The sequence below is a fragment of the Bacillus sp. CZDM1 genome (genome assembly GCF_055502545.1).
The window spans coordinates 337,355-350,540 of sequence record NZ_JBUESO010000001.1; the positions used below are offsets into that span (position 1 = coordinate 337,355).

The 13,186-nt window shown below is 37.3% G+C and carries 14 protein-coding genes; 1 reads left to right on the forward strand and 13 read right to left on the reverse strand.

All coding sequences use genetic code 11. From position 1 onward, the window contains the following. Positions 1 to 16 precede the first annotated feature (16 nt). Together der and ACY3XC_RS01810 are read right to left on the reverse strand one after the other, a co-directional pair. The gene (der, locus tag ACY3XC_RS01805; RefSeq protein WP_179156943.1) at positions 17 to 1,327 is read right to left on the reverse strand and encodes a ribosome biogenesis GTPase Der; all 1,311 of its coding nucleotides are present in this window, start codon (positions 1,325 to 1,327) and stop codon (positions 17 to 19) included. A gap of 232 nt (positions 1,328 to 1,559) precedes the next feature. Beyond that, positions 1,560 to 2,168, reverse strand: coding sequence for a YphA family membrane protein (locus tag ACY3XC_RS01810; RefSeq protein ID WP_464867040.1), 609 nt, complete (start codon positions 2,166 to 2,168; stop codon positions 1,560 to 1,562). A 109-nt stretch (positions 2,169 to 2,277) separates the two neighbouring features. On the opposite strand from ACY3XC_RS01810, the gene ACY3XC_RS01815 reads away from it, so the two are divergent. After that, the gene (locus tag ACY3XC_RS01815) at positions 2,278 to 2,421 is read left to right on the forward strand and encodes a YpzI family protein (protein ID WP_095247280.1); all 144 of its coding nucleotides are present in this window, start codon (positions 2,278 to 2,280) and stop codon (positions 2,419 to 2,421) included. Positions 2,422 to 2,451: 30 nt separating this feature from the next. Here the strand turns inward: ACY3XC_RS01815 and fni are convergent, their stop codons facing one another. The 11 genes from fni to ACY3XC_RS01870 form a co-directional block, all read right to left on the reverse strand. Next, positions 2,452 to 3,510 carry a type 2 isopentenyl-diphosphate Delta-isomerase gene (fni, locus tag ACY3XC_RS01820; RefSeq protein WP_464867041.1) on the reverse strand — a complete coding sequence of 353 codons (1,059 nt, stop codon included), beginning with the start codon at positions 3,508 to 3,510 and terminating at the stop codon, positions 2,452 to 2,454. Positions 3,511 to 3,522: 12 nt separating this feature from the next. Beyond that, entirely contained in the window at positions 3,523 to 4,662 is a 1,140-nt protein-coding gene (gene rpsA / locus ACY3XC_RS01825) for a 30S ribosomal protein S1 (protein ID WP_179156946.1), read from the reverse strand. A 131-nt stretch (positions 4,663 to 4,793) separates the two neighbouring features. After that, on the reverse strand, positions 4,794 to 5,375 hold the full coding sequence (locus ACY3XC_RS01830; protein ID WP_464867042.1) for a lysophospholipid acyltransferase family protein: 582 nt from the start codon (positions 5,373 to 5,375) through the stop codon (positions 4,794 to 4,796). A gap of 2 nt (positions 5,376 to 5,377) precedes the next feature. Beyond that, complete coding sequence (gene cmk / locus ACY3XC_RS01835) at positions 5,378 to 6,052, reverse strand: (d)CMP kinase (RefSeq protein ID WP_464867043.1); 675 nt, start codon at positions 6,050 to 6,052, stop codon at positions 5,378 to 5,380. Between the two features lie 159 nt (positions 6,053 to 6,211). Next, on the reverse strand, positions 6,212 to 6,391 hold the full coding sequence (locus ACY3XC_RS01840) for a YpfB family protein (RefSeq protein WP_464867044.1): 180 nt from the start codon (positions 6,389 to 6,391) through the stop codon (positions 6,212 to 6,214). Positions 6,392 to 6,454: 63 nt separating this feature from the next. Then, entirely contained in the window at positions 6,455 to 7,804 is a 1,350-nt protein-coding gene (gene ypeB / locus ACY3XC_RS01845; RefSeq protein WP_464867045.1) for a germination protein YpeB, read from the reverse strand. 13 nt (positions 7,805 to 7,817) lie between these two features. Beyond that, the gene (gene sleB, locus ACY3XC_RS01850; protein ID WP_464867046.1) at positions 7,818 to 8,765 is read right to left on the reverse strand and encodes a spore cortex-lytic enzyme; all 948 of its coding nucleotides are present in this window, start codon (positions 8,763 to 8,765) and stop codon (positions 7,818 to 7,820) included. Between the two features lie 111 nt (positions 8,766 to 8,876). Beyond that, positions 8,877 to 9,566, reverse strand: a complete 690-nt coding sequence (gene prsW, locus ACY3XC_RS01855; protein WP_179156952.1) for a glutamic-type intramembrane protease PrsW — start codon at positions 9,564 to 9,566, stop codon at positions 8,877 to 8,879. Positions 9,567 to 9,660: 94 nt separating this feature from the next. Then, a complete protein-coding gene (locus ACY3XC_RS01860; protein WP_464867047.1) occupies positions 9,661 to 10,617 on the reverse strand; it encodes an asparaginase in 957 nt (318 codons plus the stop codon). A gap of 9 nt (positions 10,618 to 10,626) precedes the next feature. Further along, positions 10,627 to 11,607, reverse strand: a complete 981-nt coding sequence (locus ACY3XC_RS01865) for a YpdA family putative bacillithiol disulfide reductase (protein ID WP_464867048.1) — start codon at positions 11,605 to 11,607, stop codon at positions 10,627 to 10,629. A gap of 87 nt (positions 11,608 to 11,694) precedes the next feature. Next, positions 11,695 to 12,972, reverse strand: coding sequence for a Glu/Leu/Phe/Val family dehydrogenase (locus ACY3XC_RS01870; RefSeq protein ID WP_464867049.1), 1,278 nt, complete (start codon positions 12,970 to 12,972; stop codon positions 11,695 to 11,697). Between the last annotated feature and the right edge of the window lie 214 nt (positions 12,973 to 13,186).

A 13,186-nucleotide genomic window follows, 5' to 3' on the forward strand; every position in this document is an offset into this window, starting at 1 on the left:
CACTCCCACCGTAAAATTATTTTCTTTCTCTGGCATAAATTTTTATCGGGGTTCCCTCGAATCCAAAAGCTTCACGGATTCGATTTTCTAAGAAGCGCTCATAAGAGAAATGCATTAATTCTGGTTCGTTAACAAAAACAACAAAGGTTGGCGGTTTAACAGCTACTTGAGTGGTGTAATAAATCTTTAATCGACGACCTTTATCCGTTGGTGTTGGATTCATGGCTACCGCATCCATAATTATATCATTTAACACGCTCGTTTCGACACGCATTGAATGGTTTTCACTAGCTGTATTAATCATTGGTAATAGTGTATGAATACGTTTTTTCGTCTTTGCTGACAAGAAAACAATCGGAGCATAACTTAAGTAGAGAAAATGCTCTCTAATTTTCTGTTCAAGTTCCTTCATTGTTTTTTCATCTTTTTCAACAGCATCCCATTTGTTGACTACAATAACAATTGCCCTGCCAGCTTCATGTGCATAACCGGCAATTTTCTTATCCTGTTCGATGATTCCTTCTTCCGCATTAATAACAACTAAAACAACATCAGACCGTTCTATTGCCCTTAATGCACGGAGTACACTATACTTTTCGGTACTCTCATAGACTTTTCCTTTTTTCCGCATACCAGCTGTATCAATAATGACATACCTATCGCCATTATACGTATAAGGTGAATCCACAGCATCTCTTGTTGTTCCAGCAATATCACTTACAATAACACGTTCTTCTCCCAAAATTGCATTGACTAACGATGACTTCCCAACATTGGGCCTGCCAATTAAAGAAAATTTAATGACATCTGCATCATAATCCTGACCCTTATCCTTTGGAAAATGTTTAGCTGCCTCATCCAGAAGGTCTCCCAATCCGAGTCCATGAGAGCCTGATACTGGTATAGGTTCTCCAAATCCTAAAGAATAAAAATCATAGATTTGTTCACGCATTTCAGGATTATCAATTTTGTTAACCGCTAATACGATAGGTTTTTTGGATTTATATAATATCTTTGCAACCTCTTCGTCTGCAGCGGTAACTCCTTCTCTGCCATTTGTTAAAAAAATGATAACATCTGCTTCGTCAATGGCCACTTCAGCCTGCTGGCGAATTTGCTCGAGAAAAGGTTCATCCCCGATATCAATACCACCCGTATCAATTACATTAAAATCATGTGTCAACCATTCCCCGGAGCTATAAATTCGATCACGCGTTACTCCAGGGATATCCTCAACGATAGATATCCTCTCTCCAACAATTCTGTTGAAAATGGTCGATTTCCCAACATTCGGTCGCCCTACAATGGCTATAACAGGTTTTACCATAATAATCGCCATCCTTTCTATCCATATATTTATCAATATTTTGTTATTTTATCGTTAAAGCAGAGAAACTCAATTATATAATTAAGCAATTGCGTACTAATGATAAAGAAACCCTTCTATCCAAAAGAAGGGTCTAACCATATTATTTTAGCAATGTGAATCCTTTCCTGCAATGGTAAGTTTAAAAGCGCAAGGCGCCTGAAGCTGGACTGCTATCAAAAACAAAAATATATTAAGATGACTTTTGCTTGCCCTTTTCCAAAAAGTGAAAATGGTTTTGAAAGTAGGTACCGGCATTTTCTAGGGCGCTCCAGCTTACTAGCAGCAAAATTGTTAGAGCCGAGACATCTAGGTAAGCGATTGCCCCTATTGGGTAGGAAAATTCAAATTTACTTAGGTAAAAAGAATAGAGTATCTCTCCCTGCATAGTGCCGCTAACAATAATCAACAATCTATCTTTTAATGACTTCTGCAAAATAATGGCCAGACAGCTTAAGCAAAATCCCATCATCCATTCCTTTTGAAACACAACCCAGACTGGGTCAAAAATGACAAATAAGTTAAAGGTAACGTATGAAGTGGTTACAATAAATGAACAAATAAAGGCATATAGCAACGAACCCAGCTTTTTCTTACTTAAAATAATATAAGATAATAGCAGCAAAAATAATCCACTAGCAAAAAACTGAAAAATATCAACCGTAAAATGTACATTTGAAAGAATAATGACCACTAAAATACAAGCAGCTAATTTTGCACGATACGGATTTTGCTTGTTCATAAAAAAAGTTATGGAAACCCAAAACAACCAAAGTATCCAATAAAACAATGAACCTTCCATTATCATACACCTCCTATTATTTCCATTATCGGTTTTCTTTATGTAGTTCATACTTCCCTGAATAATCTTTAAGCAAGAAAATCATGTTAATAGTAGGAGGTGTGGAGAAATGGGAAAGGATCGACAAGAAAAAAAGTTAAAAGCAAGTGGAAAAGTTGAATCAGACCGTGACCAGGCGTTACACTATCCTGGAGCAACTAAGCTTCAAAGCCCTGAAGAAGCAAGAGGATTAAACGATAATAAGTATAGTTAAAAAAATAAGCTCCCGCAAGGCTGCGGGAGCTTATTTTATAGTACGCTGGCTGTATGTTTTGGTATCGATTCCTCTCTGAGTTAACCAATGATGCATTTGACCAGATATCATTAATGGAGCACTTTGTAAATCTAAAATAGATTTGGCTCCTAATGCAGTCATAATTATTTTTAATCCATGATGAAGTGATGAAATTTCTTCATTTAAAGAATCAATTCCCTCTTCAACAAGAATCTTCAAGAAATAACCCGCAAAGCCAACAGCACTCGCACCTAATGCTATTCCTTTTGCAATATCAATGCTTGAAGAAAATCCACCGGAACCAATGATTGTTAGGGGGATGGAAGCATGCGCGGCTTCAGAAATAGAGATTGCTGTAGGAATTCCCCATTGATTAAAAAATGCTTTAGATTTATCACTACGCTTGTTTTCTATTTCGGCAAAGTTGGTTCCTCCGAATCCACCGACATCTACAACAGACACTCCCACAGATGAAAGAGATTCAACAGTTTCTTTGCACATACCAAATCCAACCTCTTTAACAATAACGGGAACGTTAACCTCTTTTACAATTTTTTCAATTCTCCTTAAAGCCCCAGAGAATTCCCGGTCTCCTTCAGGCATAGCAAGCTCCTGGATTACATTTAAATGTACCTGTAAGGCATTTGCCTCAATCATTTCAATAGCTGCATTTGCTAAATCAGGAGTTGCCTCACTTCCTATGTTAGCAATAAGAACTCCAGAAGGGTTTTCTTTTCGAACAACTTCATATGTATATCTCTCAGATTTATCTTTCAATGCTGACATTTGTGACCCCACTGCGATCGCAAGACCTGCTTCCCTCGCTACCATTGCCAGCTGCTTGTTCAGAGAATAGGTTTTATCGCCTCCGCCTCCTGTCATTGCATTGATAAAAATTGGCGAACTTAAAGAAAGTCCGCCAACTTTTTGGTGAATAGAAACATCCGAAACATTAATGTTTGGTAAACTTTGATGAATAAATTGAATATCATCAAATGCTGTTAATCGTTTTTGCCCTGTTTCTAAGGCATAGCGAATATGGTCCCATTTCCGTTCAGATCTAGACACTGATTATCACCATTATTTTCCTAGATTCTTTAATTTATCGCCAATCATTTCACCAAGCTGGAAACCTTTAGATTCTTCAGGAAGTTCGTAATCGAAGTTCTCATCAGCATCTTTTTCGAGAAGGTCTTTGATGCTAAGAGAGAGTCTCTGCTCTTGCTCGTTCGCATCTAGTACTTTTACTTGTACTTCTTGTCCTTCCTTCAATACCTCATGTGGTGTACCAATATGTTTGTGAGCAATTTGTGAGATATGAACAAGTCCTTCAACCCCTGGGAAAACTTCCACAAAGGCACCATATGATACTAATCGTTTAACGGTCCCAGTTAAGGTGCTGCCCTTTGGTGCTTTTTCAGCTACATCAGACCATGGTCCTGGCTGTGTTTCTTTGATAGATAAAGAAATTCTTTCATTATCACGATCCACATTCAAAACCTTAACTTTTACTTTTTGTCCTTCTTGGACTACATCTGATGGTTTATCAATATGTTGATATGACAATTGGGATATATGAACGAGTCCATCAATACCGCCAATATCAACGAATGCACCAAAATCTGTAATTCTTTGTACCGTACCATCAATAACTTGTCCAGGCGTAATACTATTTAAGATATTTTTCTTGTGTTTTCCCTTCTCTTCTTCCACCACTGCACGGTGAGAAAGGATTAAACGATTTTTTTCCTTATCAAGTTCAACAATTTTAAAAGTTAGATTCTTACCTTTATAATCTGTAAAATCTTCAACAAAATGTGCTTCTACTAAAGACGCAGGAACAAATCCTCGTACGCCAAGATCAACGACCAGACCGCCTTTTACTACATCTTTCACTTCAGTTTCAAATACTTCACCGCTATTGAAAAGTCTCTCAAGATTTACCCATGCTTTCCCGGCATCGATTTTTCTTTTTGATAAGATAATAGCATCCTCTTCGACTTTTAGTACTTCAAGATCTAATTCATCACCTTCAGACACTACATCAGAGGCTTTTTCAACATGAAGGCTGGAAAGCTCACTTATAGGGATAATACCGTCATGTTTACTATCTTGAATATTTACTATTACCTGTTTTTCTTCTACCTTGGTGACTTGTCCAGAGACTTTATCTCCAATGGTATAGTTTTTCACTTCTACTTGATTCATATCTTCCGACATATGTATTCCTCCTTAATCCATTTACTGCATGTTAAATATATATTTTCTAATTACATGAAAAACGAGTGAATATTCTAATAAAATCTCTTTTTATTAACTTCTTACAAATAGCTTATTTTGTCAAGCAGAACCTATCGGTACTCTTTTATAAGTTTATGGATTTCTGACATAATTAATTCAGTTACCTCATCTGCAGAGGCTTTCCTGCTTCTCATATCTTCCATTGCAATCGGCTTTCCATAAACCACTTTCAATTTACCGAAACTTTTGTATGGTCCAATAATGGCGCAAGGCACCACATCAGCATCTGTTCTTAGTGCAAAAAAGCCCGCTCCCGATAACCCTTTTCCGATCTCACCTGTTTTGCTTCTAGTCCCTTCAGGAAAGAGCCCGAAAACATTTCCTTCTTTTAATATCTTTAATCCCGCTCTTAATGCCTCCCGGTCCCCCATTCCTCTCTTTACTGGGAATGCATTACACTTTCTAACGACATTACCCAAAACAGGAACTTTAAAAATTTCTTCCTTTGCCATAAAATGGACTGGTCTAGGCGTTGAAATGCCAACGACTAAAGGATCAAAATTATGAATATGATTGGTGCATAAGAGCACTCCTCCATCTTTAGGAAAATGCTCTAGTCCAATAACCTCAATTCTGTACAACGGTTTAATAAAACCAGCGACAACCGATCTAGCAAACGTATAAAACGTCACACTTATCCAACCCTTTCATGCACGAGGGCCATTATTTTTTCTACTACTTCAGGAATATCCAAGGATGTTGTGTCAATTTCCATTGCATCGTCTGCTTTTTTTAATGGTGCAAACTCTCGTTCAGAATCTATTTTATCACGACGGGCAATTTCTTCCTTTAACTGTTCCAGATTGGAAGGATAGCCTTTTTGGAGATTTTCCGTATGGCGTCTAGCTGCTCTTTCTTCAACACTCGCAAGCAAGAAAATCTTAATCTCCGCATTTGGAAGCACATGGGTCCCTATATCTCTCCCATCCATAACAACCCCTCCATTTACTGCAAAGGATTGTTGCATTCTCACCATTTCTTCACGAACCCTTTGGTGTGTAGCTACCAGCGAAACAGAATTTGTTACTTCTGATGTTCGAATAGCTTCTGTTACTTCTTGCCCATCAAGAAATACCATTTGTCCATTTGGGGATGGATAAAGTTCTAGCTTTGTTGCTAGGAAAGTGTTTAATAAACTGTTTTCATCTTCTAAATTAATGTTATTTGCCAATGCTTTGTATGTCAAAGCGCGATACATAGCACCTGTATCTATATAAATGTAGGATAAATTTTCTGCAACAACTTTTGCTACTGTACTCTTGCCGGCTGCAGCAGGGCCGTCAATGGCAATTGATATTTTGTTTTCCATAAATCCTCCTAAGTCATTCATTCATGATCGTCTCGTAGACCTATATTTTTATTTTACCATAAGAAAGGTGGAAGCCTCTTTTTTTAAACATTTTTATATTTAAATTTCTTATTACTTTTCCCATTTTAAGAATAAAAAAAAAGCAGGAATTCTGCTTTGTTAATTACCGTTAAAGGTTTGTAATATCTCAGTAAATGTATTTTCATTTACTCCCTCATATTTTGTTAATTGTTCTAACTGTGGAAAGATATCTAACTGATGTAAGAATAGCTGCGCTAGAAAAAGAAAGATAAATTGGATAATAACTGTCTTTATTAATATTCTTTCTACTATTTTCATACCATCACTCCAATTCCAATTACTACTATTATTGGAGTGATAGTATGATTTTATTCTGAAACCTTAAATAACTTCGTCGTAAACTTCCTCGGCGTTCTTTAATTTTTCTACTTCTTCTTCGGTCCCGTCTTTGGCACTAATGAAGATTCGGTAGGTATCATCTCCAAGCGTTCCTAAGAATTCATAACACAGTACTTCCTTATTTAGATCATTAACAATAATCGCTTGTCTCTCTTCCATGACTTTAAAGTTAGGATTTACTTTCGCGCGAGCTTGTTCACTGGTCAGCACCGGTTTTTCTACTTCCCTAGTTTCGAAGGATTTTAGATATTCGTCTGCTGTGAAGCCAATGATATTTCCATTATCAAGTGCGACCTCAACCTTAATGGCCTCCGGGTAAATCCTAATATTGTTCTCACTCGTAACAAAATTAAAGACGCCTGTGTTATCATATTGCATACTCTCAAACAACTCTAGATTTTTATAACCATTTTCCTTTAGAAAAGCTGCTGCTTTAAGATTTGCATCATTTAAGCTTATCTTCTGTGTGTCAACTTCTCGGTGATTGATAAACCAGATTGGGTATCCTGCTTTTTTCGTGATATCCATACTGCCTTCTTGGCCAGTTTTCTTATTTTTTATTGATACACTATAAAAACCATAATCTGAACCTTTACCACTCTCTGTGACTTTTACTTCTGAATTTCCATCAAATTTCATATATTTTTTCGCAATACTAATCGCTTCTTTTTCAGAAATGGTTTTTCCTTTAATTTTCTTAAAATTATCATCTTTCTGCTGCATGTTTGTAAAGCTAGGGCCAAAATCGCTCTCATCATAGCCGGAAACCGTTTTTTCGACTGTTTTAAACCCATCAATAATCGTATTGTCGGTTTTTTCTTTTCCTGAAGCTAACGCCAGTTCAACATCCATCCAGCGTAGATTGTTTTCCAATACCATATGCTGTACTTTACGAAGCTCATTTTGAATTTCACCAGATTGCTTGTATAAAACCTTTAATGTTTCATACTCCTCTTCTGATAATGGTTCTTTATCTAAATCTCTTACTGCTGTTTGATAACTAAACTTTCCAATTTGAGCCAAGAATTCCTCCGTTTTATTGAACGGGAGCAATGTTAACGGAAGTTGACCGACATCACTATGGGCTTCCGAAGTTAATCGCCAAACCTCTACTAATGAAGGTGACAAGGAATATCTTGAATTCATTGCAAGAGTCGTTCCAATCTTATCGTGAAGTAAATCCATTTCAAAAGTAAGATCGTGAAAGGCACGTTGATAGTTATTTTCAGCATTGATTAAAATTGCATTTTTCTCGCGATGTTCTTGATAACCCCAGTAGGCTGTTCCTGCAACACCTACCGCTAGAACACCTATGATTATTCCTCTTATCATCCTTTTCACCCCTCTATTCGCAAAATATATGTTTCCCGATTCGTTTAATTTGTGGTCTTGACCAAATCCACTTACTTGTGGCAGTGACCGGATTAAAATAATATAGGGCTTCCCCAGTTGGATCAATGCCATTTATTGCATCTAATACTGCTTTTTTAGCTTGTTCGTTTGGTGTCAGCCAAATTTGTCCATCCGCAACGGCGGTAAATGCACCCGGTTCAAAAATAACTCCTGAAACAGTGTTTGGAAAGGATGCGCTATTAACACGATTTAGGATAACGGCAGCTACTGCAACTTGTCCTGTATATGGTTCACCTCTGGCTTCCCCATACACAGCATTCGCCATTAATTGGATATCGTTACTTGAGAAACCACCTGGCGTATTCGCTGCCGTTGGTTTTTTGGGTGGAGCTTTTGGTTCAGCAGGCTTTGGTGCAGCCTGTTTAGGATTAGCCGTATTAGCTGGTGCTTTCGGTTGAGCATTCGGTTGTTCTTTCGGTTGTTCTTTTGGTTGTTCTTTTGGTTGAGCGTTTGGTTGTGTTTTCGGTTGTGCTTTAGGGTTTGGTGCACTCTGCTTTTTTTGGTCCACTCCGCCATAATGAGTAAATTTATTACCTTTGTTGATTTGTTCCTTTACAAACTGCTTATTATATTTGCTTGCTTTAGCTAATTTTGCCTTTGTCTCTGTACCTGCAAGGCCATCAATTGGCAATCCAAACTCATATTGGAAATTTCTTAGTGCCCAATAGGTGCTCCACCCGAACACACCATCAATTTTCCTATTGTAAAAGCCCAAATACTGAAGTCTAGATTGAAGCTCGATGACATCATCTCCAACAGCACCTTGTTGAATAACCTGGTTAGAGAATGCATATGCCCTGTCGTCCTCTAGAAACGTAAATGGCACCATACAAAGGGAGATTAAGAGTGGAAAAATAAATTTAACAATTTTCTTCTTCATGGTAAAGTAACCCCCAGTTGTAAATCTTTTTAGATGTAAGCCTATTTTTTGTTTTAATGGCAAATTTATTCAAAAAAAATCCCCTTCATTTAGAATGAAGGAAATTTCTCTTTAAGAATGAAAGGAATTTTGTGCTGAATATTGTTTTTTCTTATGGTTTGTCGTTAATATTTTCGCCATTTTAACCTTTCTTAAGCCAAACCACCAAAGGAAGATCATAAAAGGTAAAATAATATATAGCCAGTTTTCTTGTGAAATTAAAATATAATCATAAGAACCATGCAGGATGAACGGTAAAAGTAATGATATTAATACCCACTTTGTTTTTTTGCCTTCAGTAAATTTTGCTTTTCCAATGTAAAATCCCATAATGACTCCGAATAAGGCATGACTTGAGACAGGGAGCAAGGCTCTTGCCATTGCATGTTCAATTCCATTAGCAACTAAATAAAATATATTTTCAACAGTGGCAAAACCAAGAGAAACAGCCACGCCATATACAATCCCATCAAACGGTTCATCAAATTCAACATGCTGGTAAATCGCATAGAACAAGATAAACCATTTAAAAAACTCTTCTAGCAGACTCGAGGAAAGGAATGCATCAATAAATCCAGATTTAATAATATTCTCCGTATGAAGCACATGCTGAATAAACATGATTGGAAACACCAGAAGAGCACCGTACATGAAGGTCCTAAAAACGACGGAAATTGGCTCTGACTCATATTCATCTTTTAAATAAAAATAACTCAGCAAGGCCAGACCAGGGGCGATGCCGGCTGATAATATTCCCAGCATGGATAGTCCTCATTTCAAATAATTCGTTAACTTAATCCTAACATGATATTGTCATTAATTGAATCAAAGATTATATCCATTTTCGATTTGTCTATTAAAAGTTTATTTTCTCTATTCCGCTTGCAAGTGCAACCGCTAATTTAATTCTTGCTTTTTTGGAGTCATTATCACTTCCAAGGATTACACCCTTATTGTATAAATCATACGCACTGCCTTTATAATCATAAGTGGTATACACAGAACCTTCTTCAGCACTCGTTGTAATCACCATGACAATTCCTTCTGAAAGTGATTTTTCTATTTCCACCATCATTTGAGGAGCCACTTGACCTCGTCCCACACCTTCAAGGATAATCCCTCTGACTCCGGATTCTCTGGCAGCCTTAATAAATTTCCCATCAGCTCCAATATAACATTTTATAATTTCGACTTGTGGAATAGGTGACTGAACAGCAAAATATTCACGCTTTATTGGCTTTTGGAAAATATGGACTACATCATTATCAATAATACCCAGGTACCCGAATCCAAAGACGTTAAATCCCTGGATATTGGAGGCATGCTCTTTTTTCACATATCGGGCAGCGAATATTCGTTCATTGAACACGACAACAGCACCAGCATTCCGTAAATCCTCTGAACAGGCTGAATATATAGCATGTCTTAGGTTTATAAAGACATCACTTCCTAAGTCTTCAGGAGACCTCTGCGACCCTGTAATGACCACTGGACGCGGATCCAATATGGTTAAATCAAGAAAGTAAGCTGTTTCTTCAAGTGTGTCTGTTCCATGCGTTACCACTATACCGGAAACCTTATCATCCTCATAATATTGTTTGATTTTATTCTTTAAAACCACTAAATCATCAAACGTAATATGTATGCTTGCCTTTTGAAATACGGATTCGACAACCACCTCAATATCCTTCGGCAGATTACACATCGCTGCCAGCTCTTCACCCGTTAGCTCCCCAGAAGCTAATTTACCTGAATCTTTGTTGGGTTTACTGGCAATTGTTCCGCCAGTTGTTAACAAAACAACCTTTTTCATATATTATTTTCACCCTTTATTCAATTTTTTAGGTTTTTCTTTGATTGATTGAGCAATAAGACCTCCATGAAACCTGCCATTTTCAATAAATATTTCGTTAGCATTATTACCTGCTGCAATTACTCCTGCGATATATATACCCTCCATATTCGTTTCCATGGTGTCAGGATTATAAAGCGGCCTTCCCGTTTCCTCGTCAATATTAATCCCCATATTTTTTAAGAATTGATGATCTGGTCGATAACCCGTCATCGCAAAAACGAATTCATTGTATATGGTCTTATCTTCTCCATCCTTTTTATATCTTACCTGTTCATTTGTTATCTCAATAATATCAGAATTAAACTCCATGGTTATGGTACCGTTCCGAACTAATGCCTCAAATTCCGGGAGAATCCATGGCTTTATGCTCGAGGAATATTCTTTCCCTCTGTATAAAACAGTAACTCTAGCACCAGCTTTAACTAGTTCAAGAGCTGCATCTACACTGGAGTTCTTGCCTCCGATAACACAAACATCCTTATCAAAATACGGGTGTGCTTCTTTAAAGTAATGAGATACTTTAGGCAAATCTTCCCCGGGCACATTCATATAGTTCGGGTGATCATAGTATCCTGTAGCAACCACCACAAACTTTGTTTGATAAATCTGTTTATTGGTAACTACTTGAAAACCATTTTCTACTTTCAACACCTTTGATACCTTTTCAAAAGAGTTAATACGCAGTTGTTTACGCTTCACAACATCCCGATAATATACGAGTGCTTGATTTCGTTTCGGTTTATAGCTTTCTGTGATAAATGGAACATCCCCGATTTCTAGCTTTTCACTAGTACTAAAAAATGTTTGATGTGTTGGGTAATGATAGATGGCATTTACCACATTCCCTTTTTCAATAATAAGCGGGTTAAGCCCAATTTCTTGGAAGGCAATAGCAGCAGCTAATCCACAAGGTCCCCCTCCGACAATAATAATGTCTTCTAATTGCAAATTGATCACCTCAATATATTATTCCACAAAAAAACTCCTACCCGACAATGATAGGAGTTTTTCCAATATGTTTCAATCATAAAGCTTTTATATCCAGCCTCTAAATCGGCTTGCTTCTGCCATTTTTCTTACCCCAACCATATAAGCGGCTAAGCGCATATCTACACGGCGTGTTTGTGCTGTATCATAAATATTATTAAATGATTTTACCATTACTTTTTCGAGTTTTTCTTCTACTTCTTCCTCAGACCAGTAATAGCCTTGGTTATTTTGAACCCATTCAAAGTAGGAAACCGTTACTCCGCCAGCAGATGCAAGTACATCTGGTACAAGTAAAATACCACGCTCTGTTAGTATTTCAGTTGCCTCAAGTGTTGTAGGACCGTTTGCAGCCTCTACCACTATGCTTGCACGAATATTATGTGCATTTTCAGCTGTAATTTGATTTTCAATTGCTGCCGGTACAAGAATGTCACACTCAAGTTCTAATAATTCTTTATTCGTAATCGTATTATTGAATAATTTCGTTACCGTACCAAAGCTATCTCGACGGTCTAGCAGGTAATCAATGTCAAGTCCATTTGGATCATATAATGCGCCATAAGCATCAGAAATACCAACAACCAAAGCTCCTGCATCATGCATGAATTTAGATAAGAAGCTTCCTGCATTACCAAAGCCTTGAACAACGACCCTGGCACCCTCAATTTGTATCCCTTTTTTCTGTGCTGCTTCACGGATACATATTGTTACACCCTTAGCAGTAGCAGATTCACGACCATGTGAGCCCCCTAGAACAAGAGGCTTACCAGTAATAAATCCTGGAGAGTTAAACTCATCTATACGACTATATTCATCCATCATCCAAGCCATAATTTGAGAATTTGTAAAAACATCCGGTGCCGGAATATCCTTTGTTGGCCCAACAATTTGACTGATTGCTCGTACATATCCACGGCTTAGCCTTTCTAGCTCTCTAAATGACATATCTCGCGGATCACAAATGATTCCACCTTTTCCACCGCCATATGGAAGATCAACAATTCCACACTTCAAGCTCATCCAAATAGAAAGAGCCTTAACTTCAGTTTCTGATACATTGGGATGAAACCTAATTCCGCCCTTAGTTGGACCGACAGCGTCGTTATGCTGTGCACGATAACCGGTAAAAATTTTTATTGAACCGTCATCCATTCTTACTGGTATTTTTACTGTCATCATACGTAATGGCTCTTTTAAGAGCTCATATACTTCTTCAGGATAACCTAACTTTTCAAGAGCTTTATGTATAACTGTCTGTGTTGAAGTTAAAACATTATTCTCTTCCTCTTGATTAGTTTTTTCATTACTTTTTTCGGCTACCATCTGTAAACCTCCTAGAAAATCACTTTAACTAATGTTGTCGCTTTCAGAGACAAGTATACACGACAAATGGATTTATGCAAGATGAAAAATACACTTTTCACTACTTTTCGAGTATTTTTTGTAAACGTTGCCATTTTAATAAAAAGGGGTTGTTTTTCTAATCAAACAAAAAAGGAGCGGCGGACTCCTTACATTGTCTTGAGGATACAAAAAG